Source organism: Embleya sp. NPDC050493 (assembly GCF_044458105.1).
Lineage (GTDB): Bacteria > Actinomycetota > Actinomycetes > Streptomycetales > Streptomycetaceae > Embleya.
The window spans coordinates 340,566-357,341 of the sequence record NZ_JBITHP010000004.1; the positions used below are offsets into that span (position 1 = coordinate 340,566).

At 64.7% G+C, this 16,776-nt stretch carries 9 protein-coding genes and 1 pseudogene; 3 read left to right on the forward strand and 7 right to left on the reverse strand.

Translation table 11 applies throughout. From position 1 onward, the window contains the following. Positions 1–13: 13 nt before the first annotated feature. Both ACIBM5_RS11560 and ACIBM5_RS11565 read right to left on the reverse strand, forming a co-directional pair. A complete protein-coding gene (locus ACIBM5_RS11560; RefSeq protein WP_396006772.1) occupies positions 14–388 on the reverse strand; it encodes a DUF4357 domain-containing protein in 375 nt (124 codons plus the stop codon). 122 nt (positions 389–510) lie between these two features. Then, complete coding sequence (locus ACIBM5_RS11565; protein WP_396006640.1) at positions 511–981, reverse strand: ATP-binding protein; 471 nt, start codon at positions 979–981, stop codon at positions 511–513. A gap of 156 nt (positions 982–1,137) precedes the next feature. Here ACIBM5_RS11565 and ACIBM5_RS11570 point away from each other — a divergent pair. Together ACIBM5_RS11570 and ACIBM5_RS11575 are read left to right on the forward strand one after the other, a co-directional pair. Continuing rightward, positions 1,138–1,963: pseudogene (locus ACIBM5_RS11570) on the forward strand (Scr1 family TA system antitoxin-like transcriptional regulator). Beyond that, positions 1,953–2,171 (forward strand): DUF397 domain-containing protein, encoded by a 219-nt coding sequence (locus tag ACIBM5_RS11575; RefSeq protein WP_396006641.1) that lies wholly within the window; start codon positions 1,953–1,955, stop codon positions 2,169–2,171. Before ACIBM5_RS11570 ends, ACIBM5_RS11575 begins: the two are co-directional and overlap by 11 nt. 61 nt (positions 2,172–2,232) lie before the next feature. Here the strand turns inward: ACIBM5_RS11575 and ACIBM5_RS11580 are convergent, their stop codons facing one another. The 4 genes from ACIBM5_RS11580 to ACIBM5_RS11595 form a co-directional block, all read right to left on the reverse strand. Continuing rightward, complete coding sequence (locus ACIBM5_RS11580; protein WP_396006642.1) at positions 2,233–6,651, reverse strand: Eco57I restriction-modification methylase domain-containing protein; 4,419 nt, start codon at positions 6,649–6,651, stop codon at positions 2,233–2,235. Beyond that, positions 6,648–9,944 (reverse strand): DISARM system SNF2-like helicase DrmD, encoded by a 3,297-nt coding sequence (gene drmD / locus ACIBM5_RS11585; RefSeq protein ID WP_396006643.1) that lies wholly within the window; start codon positions 9,942–9,944, stop codon positions 6,648–6,650. The genes ACIBM5_RS11580 and drmD overlap by 4 nt, the downstream gene beginning before the upstream one ends. A 160-nt stretch (positions 9,945–10,104) precedes the next feature. Next, positions 10,105–11,661, reverse strand: coding sequence for a protein kinase (locus ACIBM5_RS11590; RefSeq protein WP_396006645.1), 1,557 nt, complete (start codon positions 11,659–11,661; stop codon positions 10,105–10,107). A gap of 93 nt (positions 11,662–11,754) precedes the next feature. After that, positions 11,755–12,681 carry a serine/threonine-protein kinase gene (locus tag ACIBM5_RS11595; RefSeq protein ID WP_396006646.1) on the reverse strand — a complete coding sequence of 309 codons (927 nt, stop codon included), beginning with the start codon at positions 12,679–12,681 and terminating at the stop codon, positions 11,755–11,757. A 207-nt stretch (positions 12,682–12,888) separates the two neighbouring features. Here ACIBM5_RS11595 and ACIBM5_RS11600 point away from each other — a divergent pair, with 207 nt between their 5' ends. After that, the gene (locus ACIBM5_RS11600) at positions 12,889–14,970 is read left to right on the forward strand and encodes an N-6 DNA methylase (protein ID WP_396006647.1); all 2,082 of its coding nucleotides are present in this window, start codon (positions 12,889–12,891) and stop codon (positions 14,968–14,970) included. A gap of 30 nt (positions 14,971–15,000) precedes the next feature. On the opposite strand, the gene ACIBM5_RS11605 is transcribed toward ACIBM5_RS11600, so the two are convergent. Then, positions 15,001–16,539 (reverse strand): serine/threonine protein kinase, encoded by a 1,539-nt coding sequence (locus tag ACIBM5_RS11605; RefSeq protein ID WP_396006648.1) that lies wholly within the window; start codon positions 16,537–16,539, stop codon positions 15,001–15,003. Positions 16,540–16,776 lie beyond the last annotated feature (237 nt).

A 16,776-nucleotide genomic window follows, 5' to 3' on the forward strand; every position in this document is an offset into this window, starting at 1 on the left:
TTCGCGGCTCAGGTCACAGGTCGCAGATCCGCTGGCCCCCTGCGGTCTGCCACGCCTTCAGGCCGTTGTACGGATACCCGGCCACAGCCGCTGCTGCGCCCGACGGGGAGGAGAACTCTCGACCGTCCTCCAAGCGGAGGTGCCCCTCCGCTGTGATGGTGGCGAAGTGGAGGCGCTGCAAGTTGCGCCGACGCCAGTGCAGGACCTGGCCCGCCTCCAGACGACCATCGGTGAGGTAGGGAAGCAGGTCGCGGTCCTTGCTCGGCTTTCGGGTGACCGGCTTGGCGGACGCGCGCAGGCGGCGCCGCAGAACACTGTTGACGTCGTCGACCAGCGGCTCGGCGTCGGCCTGCAACATTGTGAAAACGTCGTCGTCGACCAGGATCATGTGGCCCACCAGAGGCTCCTTATTCTCGATCGAGTGGAACTCTGTGACAGTGAGAATGCCTCAATAGTCGAATCGCGTCAAGAGGCCTGCCGATACGACTCCTTGGCTCGAGACAGCAGGAGCTACAGCGTCGCCTCTGCCCACACGGACTTCGTCCCTGCGTCACGCGCGACGCAGCCCCAGTGCGGGGTGAGGGCCTCGACCAGCGACAGGCCGCGGCCGGACTCGCAGTCCGGGGGGCGGCGCGGCGTCGCGCCGCAGTGGTCGGTCGGGACAGGCGTCGGTGACTCGATGCGCAGGGTCGATGTCGCGGCGTCGGACGGAGCCGGATGCATCGTGACCTGGACGCTGAAGTCCCAGCCGGCATCGGCGCAGTGCCGGACTGCGTTGCCTGCCAACTCGGCGACGATCAGGACCGCGATATTGAAGCAGTCGGTCCTGCGTGGGACACCCCAATCCGTGAGTCGCTCGGCTACGAGTAGCCATGCAAGGCGGGCACTACGCGGGGTCGAACGCAGCATGATGCTGAAGGTGGCCGTGGGCGGTGAAAGTTTCGGTCCGTAGGCGTCCGGAATGAGAGGTTTCGGTTTCATACCGTGACCATCCACTCACGCGGATAGCCTGACCAGGTGCGTCCAAGGTACGGAGCCTGGACGTACGGGTAGTCGGCGGCGTTGTACGAGTGGGCCACGGTAACCGGGGCGAGCAGAAAGCGTTGGTATCAAGACGAGTCGCGAGGAGCGACGCCCATGGCCCGCCCGCCAAGGCAGCGCAAGAACGATGACAACGGGCCGCCCACGTGGCGCGCGTACGGCAAGTTTGTCCAACTGTTCCGGGAGCGCGCCGGGTTGACACAGGCCGAGTTGGCCGATGCGGTGGGTTACTCGGTTGAGCAGGTCGCCTCGATCGAGCAGGGCCGAAGGCCCGCGAAGGAGGCCTTCACGTCAGCAGCTGAGACAACACTGACCGCACTGGGCGCGTTGAAGGCTCTGCAAAAGGACGTAGACCTGGCCAAACTTCCAGCGTTCTTCCAGGACTTCGCGCTCCTGGAAACAGAGGCGCTGAGCCGGTTTGCATACGAGCCGTTGCTTGTCCCTGGCCTATTGCAGACCAGGGGTTACGCCGAGGCGCTGCTGGCGCCATTCGACGAGGAGACCCTTGAGCAGCATCTCGAAGCCCGGGTGCGTAGGCAGACACTGTTGACCCGCGCCCCCGGTGGAGTTGTTGTTCCTGATCGGTGAAGCTTTCCTGCATTGCCCTGTCGGTGGCCGCGCTGTGTTGAAGGCCCAGCTCTGTCGGCTCCTCAAAGACGCGCAACTGGGCAATGTAGAGGTGCAGATCATGCCAACGTCGTTAGGAGCCCACTCAGGCCTGAACGGCCCTATGGTGCTCCTAGAGACGATTGACCATCGTCGCGTCACCTACATCGAGTCCCAGGACGAGAGCATGGTGGTCTCCGATCCGGACAGAGTCAGCCAGCACGAACTCAGGTATGGCAGCTCCGGTCGCAGGCTCTTAACGTGGCAGATACAGCGCGTCTTATCGAGCAGGCAGCGGGAGAACTATGAGCACTGAGAATCACCTGAGCGCCATCCTCGAACCCTGGTGGCACAAGAATAGCTACAGCGGTACAGGTGGAGGGGACTGCGTTGAGGTTGCTGGCAATCGAGATCTGATCCATATTCGCGACTCAAGGGCTATATTGCCAGCCCAAAACCTGGGCTTCGAGATCCGTCATTGGATTACTTTCGTAGCATCCGCAAGTGATCGATGGCCTGACTAGTTTCATCCATACAGACGTGATGCCTGAACCCACGCTTCGGGTATCACGCCCTTTGGATACTTCAGAAGAGAGAGTTATCCGGTCGTGCTAGCTCGCTGCGGGCGGTCAAATTGCTGGTGGGAGGTCGTTTCGCAATGGTTAGGCGAGCTTCCGGCGTTGGCAGCGGAAGATCAGCATATTCTGTCGGCTTCTTGTGCAAACCGAGATGGATTTCATCCGCGTACTGCTGGTGATTTAGCTCTCGGAGACGGTCTAGAATTTCGGCCCGCGCGGGCGTTCCTACTGTATAGCGAATTCCCTGGGTAGTGTCATGAAAATCGTGCTGAAGGTCGCTAGCGTTAGTCAGAAGGTCATCCCAGCCATATGCGGCAGTAACGATAGAATCGATCTGACGATGAATCGACCGCAGCTCGATGATGTCGTTATCTTGACAAGCAGGGTCATGGATCAAATTGTGAACTGCCGTCAGTCCGATGCCGCGTTGTGCCATTAGTGAGCTGCGAAACTTATCAAGCCGAGCCCCGATGGAGCGAAGAGAATCCGATGAGGCGGGACGTACGAGCGTTTCGAATACGTCGGTGGGTGTATATCGGAGATCGCCCTTCATTGTAGAAGCCCGATCGATGGCCCACCAATAATGGTACGCGCTGCTGAGTATCGCTAGTAGGGCGTAGTCGTCTGAAGCGAAGATCACCGTCGCCTCGCTCATGACGCAACCCGCCGGCAGCATGACTGGCGTGACTACTTTGCTGACACGGGTGATGGCGATATAACGGTCCAGCCCTTCTAGGGCTCGAAGCATGGCGGGTCTTTTTTCTGCATACTGCCACCAATAATCACGGTAAAATTTCCGATTATTGGCCATGCGTTCTGGTTTCACTTCGCGAAGTAGCTGCTCATAGGCGAGAGGATATGTACTGGCTCTTTCTTCCGTCCAGTCATGAAAGTTGATAACCCAGCGATTGCTGGTATGAGTGGTGCTATTATTGATGTCTTGGCCATTCAAATAAGGGAATAGCACTTCCGAATAGCGCACGTCTTCGTGAATCCATCGTTGAGCTGTTGCCTCGGGTAGCGTGAAGCCCAGGCCAAGAACGTAGGACCCCACAAAAGAGATCCCATGGTTACTGTTCAGTGGTTCGACCCAGTCGGTCACTCTGGATTTTGGAGTTAGTGACGCCGAGATCCCGGTCGGGGCCAATGCGCCGTCTACGTATCGTTCTGCTCCGGCTTGTACGCTTGGAACGCTCGTCCATACGGCGCAGTATTCCAGGACTGCTGATTTTGACGGCCAAGGTGAACTCTTCACGGCATGGCGAATCTCGATTCCGTCTGCGAGGATCTGATCCAGACCAACCTCGCGAGTGTCACCTTGGGCGAGGGTATTCGTTGCAATCATGCCTGTCTGTCCGCGTCGGTTCAACAGTCGATGCGCCTGCAGCTCAAAATATGCGACGAGATCTGCTTGGCCCCGCCTTTTGCGGCCAAGCTCCTTCACTAGATACTCGCGGTAGGCTTCTCCCAACGATCCGGTAAGCTTTTGACTTCCCAAAAATGGTGGGTTCCCTACGATTGCATCGAAGCCGCCCAGTTCGAATACTTCCGGAAATTCCAAAGGCCAGTGCAGTGGCCTCCTTGAGAATCCGCCACTGGGTAGATCTGTCGCCAACAACGCGTCCGCTTTCTTGCGCGCAGATTGGACTCTTGGGTCAGTTTCTTTTATATTCTCGCCACTGATCATGTCTGAAAGACTGGCCACTTCGGCGTGTGTACGATTCTCGATGGCGTCACTGGTGCCTGCGGAAGCCAAGCTTGCCCCCGCGATAAGGTCGCCAATTAGGCTCAATCGGGCCATGTGTTCATGTGCTTGGCCAAGACGCTGTTGCTTTTCATCCAATCGTGCTAGATCATCACTCTTTATTCCCGAAATAGCCCGCCGCTCCTCGGCTACTTCTGCGACGCGGGCATGAACACCCGCCGTCCATCCATATAGATCCTGGTTTAGCCGACGCCCCGCTTTTGGATCCAGATGAATTGCCTCGAGTTGCTCCAAGGAAACGATTCCGAGTAGTGAGTCGCCTGCTGCTAGCCTGTCATCCAGAAACGTGAATGGTCGTTCCGGGTCCATGGATACCAGCCACAAGGACAACTTGGCCATCTCGACTGCCAGTGGGTTAATATCCACTCCGTATAGGCAGTGTTCGATAACCTGTCGGCGGGCACGGATTAGCACCGGATCGGCTTCGGCGTCGATCGCGGTTGCTTCGTCCACTACGACGCGCGTCGAATGATATGCGGCTGCTTCCCCTGTGCCCTCTCGCGCCCAAGCCTCGATCAGGCGGTCCGCAAGGTAACGGCAGGCAGCAACCAAGAAGGCTGCCGAGCCCATTGCGATGTCTGCGACCTTGAGGTTCAGGATTTGTTCGGCTGGTTTAGGGACCCAATCGTCTCGGTTCGCCGTTTGGAGTGGACCTGGTTCGTAGACCAGCGGCTCCAGCGCGCCTTCGACGACCTGTTCTGCCAAGAAGCGCGGCGTGTAGTGCGTCCCCGTGTTCTTACGAAGGGACGACTCGGCCACGTACAGTGCCCCGCCGGCCATCACCGTTGGATACCCGCGCAGGTCAGCCCGAATGAGACCGTAGAAGGGCTTCAAGCGTTCCGTCAGGTCGCGGTCGTGGCAGCTTGCATAGAGGCGGCGTTCTGCGTCGATTACTTCGTCATCTGGGAGAGGGCTGATGGCCTTCTCGATCGCGCCGGTCGAGCCGATGCCGGGCTTGGGTTCCTTGAAGGTCTCGGTAATCTTCTTGGCCAAGCCCTTCAGGTTCACCGTGGCCCCAGGCGTGGCCAGTGCTCCGACGCCGAAGGGGGCTGCCAAGTGTTCCAACTCGGCCAGTTCTACCTCGTTTTCCTTGCCCAGCGGGCCGATCAGGCCGACCATCGTGTCCTCGGCGCGTTGGGCGTCGTAGGAGAGCAAGCCCTCATAGACGTAGCCAATCTGCTCGACGTCCAAGGCGCGGAAGGTCAGCTTGCGGCGCTCGCCCGTTTTCTTGGACTTCTTCTTCTGCTCGGCTACCAACTGCCGTGCGGACTTGGCCTTTCGGTCGCCGCCGATGGTGACGTACTGGACCGACGAGAGCATGTGCAGCACCGTGCGGTCGTCGATCGCCAGCAGCGGGATGCGGCCTGCCTCCTCCGTGCCAGGCTCGGCTTTGCCCTCCAGCCACCAATAGCGCTGTGGGTCGAAGATCGAGCCGCCATACGCCGGCAGCCGCAGGTCCGGGTGGTTCACGCCGCCGTAGACCGCGTGGAACAGGGCGATCAGGCGGTGCCATGCCGCGGTGGTGTAGTCGAGGGAGCTCTCGCCCTCGGCGTCGGCGTGCGCCTCCAGTTCGGCGCACAGGCGGCCCGCGGAGTAGGACTTCGCGTACACCTCGTTGTCCGCCGGCAGCAGGCCGCGCTCCTCCGCGACCAGCAGGAAGATGATGCGCATCATCACGGCGACCGCGCCGCGGTAGACCTCGGCCGCCGTCACACCCTGCGCGTGCAGGCCGGGCCGGCCCTGTTCCATCCCGCGCCGGTCGGCGCGGTGGATCGCGTCCACCAACAGCTCGACGGCCTGGCGGACCTGGACGCCGAGTGCGTCGGTGACCTCTTCCTGATTGTCCAGGCTCCGCTTGAGCAGCGGGATCAGGGTTTCCTCGTCGGGCACCGAGAAGAAGCGGTCTCGGCACAGCATCGACAGCCACGCGCGGACCACGTTTCGGTCCGCGACTTGGTTCCAGTCGATCGAGTCCAGCACCACGGTCGTGGTTACGCCGCCCACCGGTGACCAGACCAAGCACCACCAACGACCGTCGGTGATGATGCCGAGGTCCACGTGGTGGTGGCGCAGTAGCTTGACGAGTCGGTCGGCCGGCGTAGCCGCCCACGCATCGGTCTTCAGGCGGGCCGTCGGCGGAGTGCCCGGCGGCAGCACCATGCCGAGGACCGGGAGGTGCTTGGCGGCTGCAACAGCGTCCGGTTCTTCCGCCAGCTCGCTGAACTCGATGCCCGGCGCCACCAGCGCGAAGTCGGCTCGCAACTCCGTGTCGTGCTCGGGCACGGGCAAGGTGAACCGATCGAGAAGGGCATTGACCGAAGGTGCGTCGTCGCCGTCCGCCGCTAGCGAATCCCGCAGCGCCAACCGGTCGCCCCACTCCAGCAGGTCACCGAGGATGTACTCGATCCACTCCGCATGCCCGGCCACCTGATCGGCCTGCCACATGGCGTGTTGCCGCCTGAGCCGTGGGCGCTGTTCCTTGCCCAGAGTGTCGAGCTGTGGCCAAGTCTCCAACAACACCGGCAACGTCAGAAACGGCCCGGAGATCTCGGCCAGGTTGAGCCAGTCCAGATGCTGGCCGCGCCCGTCGGAGGCCTTGGCCTGTGCCGCGGCCATGCCGCGATTACGCCGGGGTCCAGTGGCGGCGGGGGACTGGCTCATCGGATGGCCTCCTTACGGGGGATGACGAAGACGACAGCGACGGGGAAGACGTGGTCGCGAGGCTCGCGGTAGCGGTCGGCGATCACCGCGGCTTCGCGAGCGCGTTCCCCCGGGATCGCTTCGAGCCGTTGCTGCCAACGAATCCGGTCGTCATGGTACTGACGCTGTTCGGCGGTCGTGATCTCGCGCGTGTTGAACAGGGCGAACTGTTCTCCCTCATCCTCGCCCTCCTCACGCAGCTTCTTCCGCAGGTTCGTCTCGAACCGGTTGAAGGCGTGTGCCATCCGGGCCTCCTCCCGCTCCTGCCGTTGCGCGAGCGCGGTGACCAGGCTGTCGCGACGTTCCCTCGCGCGGGCTTGCAGCGAGTCGTACAACGGCTGCTGCACTCTCGGCCATGCCTCCACCAACGCGTTGCGCAGATGTTCGGCAGCGGGGCGGCCGGCCGGCGACAGGGCCTTCTCCAGGGTGCGCCCCTGCTCATTCACGCTCGCCCACCGGCGGAAGCGGCTCCCTGCCTTCGGGACCCACCCGCCCGCGTAAAGGATCTCTTCGTGCAGCCTTATCCCGTCCCCGCCGACCAGGACGTAGCGTGCGTACGCGCTGACGAGAGTCGTCTCCAGCGCCGGATCGTCGCTGACCACCGCACACACTCGACTCAGCCCGACCGAGTCGGAACTCCACACCGCCGCCCGAAGCAGGCGAGTGGACATCGCGACCAGGGGATGGTTGAGGTGAGCGAGCACTACATCGTCGCGCCCCTCCGCCACGATCGCCGGCGTGAAGGTGACGGGACGCTGCTCGTCCGGCCGGAGCTTGTGCGCCAACCCGCGCGACGCACGTTCCCAGGAACCGGTGAGCCGCGGGATCTCGAACAGCGACCCGGTCAGGTCGGTGCCGTCGAGGTTGTCGTCCAAGCCGTCGAAGAGCGCGTCCGACAACACAGCCGGTCGCAATGGCTGCTGGTTGTCCAGCGCCAACGCCGTGTCCACGACGCGCTTGATGTTCTCCGGGGTCAACTTGAGTGCTTCCACCGTCCAGTCGTACTGGTCGGCGAGCCGCTTCACCTGCGCGGTGACGTTCTGTTCCGGTGCGACAGTGCCGCCCGTTCTGCGCCCGGGGATCACCTTGGCCTTCGCGTTCTCGATGTCCACGTTGTACAGCGGGTCGGTCATCCGGCGCTGGACGGCATCGGCCAGGACCGCGTTGACCGAGCCGAGGTCGGCCTCCATCTGCGTGACCTTCTTGGCCACCCGGGAGAGAAATTCGAGGTCGGCCTCGTACGAGCCGGCCGCTGCCTGTTTCCACCCGGCCCCCACGAAGTGTCGGATCTCCGGGTTGTTCCGCTGACCCCAGCGGTCGATGCGGCCGATGCGCTGTTCGAGCTTGTTCGGGTTGAACGGGATGTCGTAATTGACCAGCCGCCAACAATGCTTTTGAAGGTCGATGCCCTCACTTGCCGCATCCGTTGCGATCAGGATGCGCACGACGCCTTCCGGCCTACTCGGTTCCGCCTGGAAGCCCAGGCGTACGTGTTCCCGCTCGTCGGCCGTGAGGCTGCCGTGCAGCAGCTCGATCCGGCCGCCGTCGGCGAGACCTTCCTGACGCATCAGGTCGAGCAGCCACTTCTGCGTGTCGCGATACTCGGTGAAGACGACGATGCGCTCGTTGGTCCAATGCTCGCCCGGCCGGCAAATCGCCTTGATGTACGACAGCAGTTCCCGAGCCTTCGAATCCGCCGTGGCCTCGTGGGTGAGCGCCCAGCGCTCCATATCCTGGAGCACGCCCACCTCGTCGTCGCTGGTGGCGGGGGTGAGTCGGGTGCTCAGCCCGAGAGCCGTCTCCTCTTCGCGGGCGAGGTCCTCGTCGTCCAAGTCGGCGACGAAGTCGGAGAAATCCTCCAACCATTCCGGTACGTCGGTTGCCGCGACCCGAGGCTTCCGACCGCTGCCGGCCTCCTCCAGACCGTCCAGATAGACCCGTAGGGTCCGGGCGAACGCGGCCGGGGACGAGAACAGACGTTTCTTGAGCAGCAGCGTCACCAGGTCGGCAGCACGACGCCCACCGCGCGCCTGCGGGGCCATCTTGGTGCGCCGCATCTGTGCGAAGCGGCCGAGGAGGGCGTGGATCTCACGTTCGCGATCGGTGTACTCGACCTCCATCTCGAAGGTCTGACGCTTCGGGAAGCGTTCGCTCTCGTCCCGGTTGCGGATGGCCGACTTCAGGCGTCGGACGACCGTTTCCTTGAGTGCTTCCTTGTCGGGCTCCACACCTCGGGTGAAACGCTGGTCGTCGATGAGTTCGAGCAGCGCGGTGTAGGACTCGGAATAGCCGTTGTGCGGGGTCGCGGAGAGGAAGAGCCGGTGCTCGAAGTGCGGCACCATGCGACGGATCAGTCGGGTCTGCTGGGAGTCGACCGCGTACACCTGCTTGGGCGCGGCAGGGGCGACATGGTGCGCCTCGTCCAGGATGAGCAGGTCGAAGAAGCGCCGACGATCGCCGTCCTCGTGCGCGCCGGTGCCGGCCGGAATGACCTCGTCGAGCAGGCGCTGGGCCTTTGCTCCGCGCAGCCATGGCAGGGACACGATCGTGTGCGGGTACACCCGGAACGGGTTCGCGGCCGTGCCGTGTGTACGGCGCAGCTCGGCGCATCGGGCCGAGTCGACGATCGTGAAGTCGAGGCCGAACTTCTCGGCGAACTCGTCGCGCCACTTGAGGGTCAGGCCGGCCGGGCTGACCACCATGATGCGGCGGGCCCGGCCGCGCAGCAGCAGTTCCTGCGCGACCAGGCCGGCCTCGATGGTCTTGCCGAGACCGACGTCGTCGGCGAGCAGGAGGTTTACCCGGGGTGCGTTGACGGCGCGGTCCACCGGTTCCAGTTGGTAGGGCTCGACGGCGACGCCCGAACGGAACGGGGACTGGAGGGTTCGGACGTCGGCGGAGGTGACGGCCGACCAGCGGATTGCGTCCAGGAACGCGGCGATGCGGTCGGCGGGATCGAAGCGGCCGGTGCTCGCGTCGGGGAGGGAACCCGCCGGCAGTACGCGGCGACCCGGCTCGATTTCCCAAATGACGCTCAAGGTGTCGCCATAACGACCGTCCGCCACGGATTGCAGCTGAACCATGGTGCCGAAGTAGTCGTCGGATTCGGCTGCGTCGGGCTCCGCTGCTTCCGCCTCCGGGGACTCCTGGACGCTGGAGACGACCCAATGCTGTCCACGGATCTCGACCAGCTGGCCTTCCGCCGGCAATGCCTCGGCGCCGGTTCTCGCATCGCGTCGCCGCCCCGTTCGCACCCTTGCCACGTTCTCGCCCTCCGGTGATCCGCTCGGGTCTTGAACCCCAACCAACCGACGGCCGCACGGCCCGTCCTACGGCCATCGGCGGGGTGTAAGGGGGACGACACTATCAGTGCGGATATCTCGTTTACATAGTTCACACGAATTCAGTGGCAGTTTAGTTGGGTGATAGTCGTTCCAGGCGACCCAGCAACCCCACCACGCGTTCGTGCGCGGGGTCGCTCGGCGCCAACAGGGCGCGCTGATCGTCGCGGAGCGTAGCGAGCTGATCCCGCGCGAGCGCCACGGAGCCGGCGCCGGCGTGCAGAACGGCGATTTCGAAGCGGGTACTCAAAGCGTTCCGCGGCCCGTCGTATGCCTGCTGCTGGATCGGCAACAGGTCCTCGTAGGCCGCGAGTGCCTCGGTGGTTCGACCCAAATCGCGAAGACATCCGGCCGCCCCCAAACGGCATGCGAGGAGATGTGGGTCCGTCGCCGGCCGTACGGCGGCCAGGTGAGCGCCGAGCCTTGCATAGCCGTCCAAGGCGAGTCGCAGCTGCCCGCCCGCCCGGTGATATCCGACTAGAGCCAATCGATCCGCGAAGTACTTTGGGTTGGTCGGATCCTCGCCTTCGCCGCTCTCACCCAGCAGTTCCTGCAGCAGCTCGGCAGCCTGGGTGAAACGACCCTTGCTCGCGAGTTCGTCGATGCGAGCTCGGCGAGGGTCGGGATCCGATGCGGGGGTTCCCACTTCCTTGGGAGTTGCATCGGTGGGCGCCGCTATATCCGGCTGCTGCGGTTCCGGAACCACGACGCGATGACGCGCGGCGAATCTCCGTGTGTACGGCATGGTCGGGTTGTACTCGTCAGGCCCCGGTTCGATCGCTCCGCCCACGTTGGTGTCCGGCCAATCGATCCACGCCGCGGTGAGTGCGATGACCTCCTCGGCGCTTCCGGGACGGTCCACAGGCAGTTTCGCCAAGAGCCGCATGATCAGGTCGGCGAATTCCGGCGGAAGCGTCGGACAGCGCGCGGACAACGGCCGCGGTTCTTCGTGAACGTGCAGATACAGCAGTCCCATCGGATTCGGCGACGTCAATGGCGCTACTCCGGCGAGCAGTTCGTACAACACGCAGCCAAGTGCGTACAGGTCGCTGTGCGGGCTCGCCTGCTGCAAAACGACCTGCTCAGGCGCCATGAATCCGGGGGTGCCCGCGACTACGCCCGTGCCCGTGAGCGCAGGTCCCGGTTCGGGTTCGAGTGCGGCTGCGATTCCGAAGTCGAGAACTTTCACGCTACCGGTCGGGGTGAGCATCAGGTTGGCGGGCTTGAGGTCGCGATGGATCACGCCGAGTCCGTGGGCATAGGCCAACACCTCGCCGACCTGGGCTGCGACGGCGGCGGCCCAGGCCACCGGAAAGCGGCCACGCTTCTTGAGGACCTTGGCCAGCGTGCGACCTGGTACGTACTGCATCACCACGAACATCCGGCCCTCGCCGTCGATCCCGACGTCGTACACCGTCGGAACGCCAGGATGCTCGAGACGTGCTGTCGTCCGTGCCTCGCGACGGAACCGCTCCTGGGCGGTTGGCAAGGAACGGGCCATCGCCGGTGAGGACATGAATTTGACGGCGACCTTGCGGTCCAGGTGCTTGTCGAAGGCGAGCCAGACCTCCCCCATGCCACCCTTGCCCAGTTGTTCGGTCAGCTCGTACCGTTCATGCGCTTTTGCCACGCCGTCACTCCGCCCCTACGGTCGTCGTCGCTCCTGATCCTTGCATCGATGCGTGCGCCGATGGTCGAGAGTGCTGTCGGCGGAGAGCGTCGGTCAAGGTAGGGGGGCGAAAGGGAACAGGAAGGGGCGGCAGGGGTCTTCCGGGGACGCGATACCAGAAACGGCGCCCAGGGTTCGGGGCGACGGCACGTACTCGGCCAGCGCGCGGTGCACCGCCGCAGCCGAATGCGGGCGCCGATCGGGCTTCTTGGCCAAGAGCGCGAGGATCAACGCCTGAAGTGGCGGCGGCACCTCGACGCCGCAGTCGGCGAGCGTCGGGGGTTCCCGGAGCAGGTGCTGCCCTGCGAGGAGGGGTTGAGGTTCGGCCGCGAAGGGCGGGTTCCCGCTCAGCAGGTGATGCAGCAGGCACCCGATTGCGTACAGGTCGCTCCGGCCGTCGAGGGCGTTGTCGGCGCAGATGAGCTCCGGTGATGCATAGAGCACGTTGCCGACGTTCTCGCCGGTCACGGTGAGCGGGGTGCCCTGCTTGACGAGGAGCTTGACGAGGCCGAAGTCGAGGATCTTGACCAGGCCGGCGCGGTCGACCATGAGATTTGCGAGCTTGAGATCCCGGTGGACGAGTTGCTGCTTGTGTGCCTCGGCCAGGCCGGCGCATACCTGGCTCGCCACGGCCGCGGCGGCGGGAACGGTGAAGGGACCGCGTTCCGACAAGAGGTGGTCGACTGTTGTCCCGTCGATCAGTTGCATGACCAGCCAGCAGATCCCGTTCTCGGCTGTGCCCGCATCGTGCACGCCTGCGATGTTCGGGTGGTTAAGGAGAGCCGCAGCCGTCGCCTCCCGCTGGAAACGCGCGACCAGCCGCGAATGATCTTCGCCGGAGTCGGACGTGTGCACCACTTTGACCGCGATGGGGCGTCCCAGATGTCTGTCGGTGCCCTTCCACACCACGCCCATGGATCCGCGGGCGAGGGGCGTGTCGAGCCGGTAGCGGTGGTGCAGAAGATCTCCGGCCTTCAGCATCTTTCGACCCACCTCGATCGTTATTCCACGCAGTAGACGCGTCACTGTAAGTGAGTGGTAGATGGGACCGCAATACCCCCAATTCCCCGTGAACTCAGTCAAGTGACATACTGGTGTGGATCTTGTTCGCCTAGTACTGTGGCCGCCGCCGGAGGGTCCGACACCCCTCCTATCGGGCCATTCGAGACCTGACGCCGGGAGTACCTCATGCCCGACCCCGCCGATTCGTCGGTCACCGTGACGCTGGCGGAGATCGCGCGCATCGCGGGCGTCACCCGCGCGGCCGTAAGCAACTGGCGTCGTCGACACCCGAGCTTTCCCGCTCCGACCGGGGGCACGGACATAAGTCCGCTCTTCGCGCTTGACGACGTCCAGGGTTGGTTGAGAGCTCAAGGAAAACTCCGCGAGGAAGCGCGCGACCTGGATTGGCTGTGGCCCCAGTTCGAGGCACTCGGCGACCGGGACGTCATGGGTGCGGCCATTGCCGCTGTCGGGACGTCTTCCCTTTCGAGGGGCGGTTCCGGTCGGGAAGCGTCGGCCGTGCCGCTGTCCGACACCGCGCGGGGGTTGGTCCGGCAAGCCCTGGAACTGGCGGAGAGCGAAGGGCGCGCCGAGACGTTCCGCTTCCTCTTGGATCGGTGGCTGCGGGCCCACGTACGGCAGATCGCGACGACACCCACGCCCCTCGCCGAACTGATGGCCGAGATCGCCGAGGCGGAGACAGGTGCGCGTGCCGAGGACGGGGACTCGGCTGTTCTGGCAGGGGCTACCCGGACCGTGCTGGACCCGGCCTGTGGCACCGGCAGCCTGTTGCTGGCCGCCGCACAGCGGGAACGCCACGGCTCGCGGCTGCGATTGCTCGGTCAGGACAACGATCCGGTGCTTGCTGCGTTGGCCGCCGCACGGGTGGCCATGGTCGCGACGCTCGACGGCGGCGTGCCCCGGGTGGATGTCCGCGTTGGCGACACCCTGCGTGAGGACCGCTGGGCAACCGAAACCGCCGACGTGGTGTTGAGCAATCCACCGTCGAACGAGCGGGACTGGGGCCACGAGGAACTGGCCACCGACCCACGTTGGACCTATGGTCATCCTCCGCGCACGGAACCCGAGTTGGCATGGGTTCAGCACGCCCTGGCACATCTTGTACCTGGCGGGACCGCCGTCCTGCTCCTTCCCCCTGGCGTGGCGTCCCGTCGGGCGGGCCGCCGGATCAGGGCCGCGCTGCTGCGCGCGGGAGCGTTGCGCGCGGTCGTTTCGTTGCCGCCGGGCGCTGCGCCACCGCACGGTGTCGCGCTGCATCTGTGGGTATTGCGCAGGCCGGCGGACGACGGTCGGACGGCACCGGACGTGGGCATGTTGACGCTCATCGATACGAGCCGGGTACGTATCGAGCACTCGGGCGGTGGCAAGGCCGGCATGGATTGGGCGGCCTTGCGCGAGGTCGTATTGGCCGGGATCTCCTCCGCCGGCGGTGCAGCGAAAGAGGGCGATACGCCGATCGGTACCAAGTCCGTCCCGATCATCGACCTGCTCGACGAACAGGTCGATTTCACGCCCGCGCGCCACGTTCCGGCAGCCGCCGCGGTGGCGGGACTGCGGCTGCGTCGCTCGTGGAGCCGATTCGGCTCGCTGCTCCACGATCTCCAAGACCTCACCTCCGTCCTGGCCCGGCTCGAATTGCACTTCGAGCGGGCGGCCGTGCAGACCACCACGATCGACGAGCTCGTGCGGGCCTCGGCCGTGCTGCTTCGCGGCGGACACACACCGGCCGAGGGCCGTATCCGAGGCGGCGGTGTCGTGTCGGGTGGAGTGCCGGTGCTCACCGTCCAGGATGTTCTCCAAGGTGGGAAATCAACCGGATGGATGCCGGTCGGCGAGGTGTTCGCGTCCGAGGATCTGACCGTGACAGTGCCGGACGAAGTCGTCGTCGTAGGCGTCGCCCGTGCTTTCGATGCCTGGGTGGACACTGATGCCCCGACCGTGCTGGGGTCGCAATTGTTCGCCCTCCGCACCGATCCATCCGTACTCGATCCATGGTTCGTGGCGGGGTGTCTGCGGGCGCCCGCGAACGGCAGGCAAGCGGGGTCGCATGCCTCGACGACATCGCGGATCAATGTCCGTCGGCTGCATGTACTTCGGCTCCCGCTCGACGAGCAGCGTCGATACGGCGACGCGTTTCGGCGACTCGCTATGTTCGAGCGCACGCTCGCCGAGGTTCGTGACCTCGGCGGTGAGTTGGTCGGTGGGTTGAGCGACGGGCTGTCGGCCGGCGGGCTGCCGCGTGGGTGAGCATGACACGCGGCAGCCCGCCCGGGTGGGCTACTCGGTGGGGTTCGCGTTCCCGAAGGTCTTGTCGTCATCGTCGAGCGGCAGGAGCGTGAGCAGTTCGTCGACCTTGCTCTCGTAGCCCAGGTCACGGAGTTCGCGGAAGTGGTGTCCGAGTCCGTGGACACGACGCCGCAACTCGACCGACGTCTGCTGCGGCAGCGCCGCCGCCTCGTGCACGATGTGGGTCCACCGCTCGAAGGATTCCGCTACCTCGCCGAACGTCAGCAGGCAATCGGCCACGCCCACCCGGGCCCGCAGTGCGATGTCCCGCCCGAAGGGCGATGAATCTCGCCGGAATTCGGCGATCAGTTCCCCGTACCAGTCCGGGGCCCGGCGATGGTCGCCTTCGATCAGCGAGCCGTCGGCCGCGATGAGCTGTGCTCGGGCCACGACCGGCTCGCGCAGGCCCCAGTCCCGGCGGGCATCGGGGAGAACCTCGGCCGCCAAGTGGGTGTTCGGTCCCGGATTCTCGGCCCTGAGCTCTTCCTCGGCGGCGATCACGATCGCCTCGACCTGCCGTCGGCTGAGCCACGTCGAGCGTCGGTGCGCAGCCGGGGCACGGCCACCGGCAGCGGCCCGGGGACGGGCTGCGGCCTCGAACCGGCGGTTCGGTTCGCGGTGGCGCAAGGTGGGGTCCGGGTCGAGGCCAGGATTGGGCGCCGGAGCGCCCTCCTTGGGCAGGAACCTGCGCAGCACGGCGAGTACGGGATCGGCGGTCTCCGGCCGGTTGCTCGGATCCTTGGCGAGCAAGTGCCTTGTCAACGTAGCGAGCTCCACCGGTACCACTGCCGGCAGTGATCGGGGCTCCGCGGTCAGGTACTCCCGGACGATGTCCAGTCCACCTCGTACGTGGACGAACGGCTTGTCGCCGCTGAGGAGTTCGTAGAGGAGGCAGCCGAATCCATACCAGTCGGTCCGAGGCGTGATCAGGCCGTTGAGGATCTGCTCGGGTGCCATATAGCCGAGGCTGCCCGGGGTCGTTCCATGCGTCGTATAGCGGGTGGCACCGGGGCGCAGCGGGAGCGCGATGCCGAAGTCGACCAGGAAGACCCAGCCGTCCGGGCCGATGATGATGTTCTCCGGCTTCACATCGCGATGAACAACCGGGATGGTGTGAGCACAGTCAAGTGCCTCACCGACACCGACCGCGATCGAGACCGCGGCAGCCAGGGGCAGGGGGCGGCGCCGGTTCAGGAGACTGCGCAGCGAGATTCCCTCGACGAAGCGCATGACCAGGTATGGGCTGCCCTGATGTTCGCCCTGGTCATAGAACTCGGGGATGCCGGGGAAATCGAGCTCGCTGAGCAGCTTGCCTTCGCGGCGGAACCGATTGCGCAGTTGTGTGGCCCCTGTATGGGGATGATCCGGATCGATCCAGTGTCCGATCAGTTCCTTGATGGGCCGCAGCATCTTGACCGCGACTTTGCGATTCTCGCGCAGGTCGTAGGCCGCGTAGAGCGTGGCGACGCCCCCTGTCTCGTGGACGACCTCAAGGCGGTATCGCCCGCCCAGTACCTCACCAGCGTTCATGTCTGCCCTCTTCATGGCCGTTCACAGTCGGTGTCGACGGATCAGACGACCGGCTTTCGACGGAGTCATACTCTAGACCGGTGCGCGCATGATCAATGCAATGCGCCTTGACTGAGTACACACGTGCTAGCTATCGTCGAATACGACATCGTCGGACTCGCACCTCTTGAAGAGCCGAGGAGCCTATGAGTGCTTGGTCGCCGCCGCCCGGAACCGGCGGAGATATCTCGCTTGTGC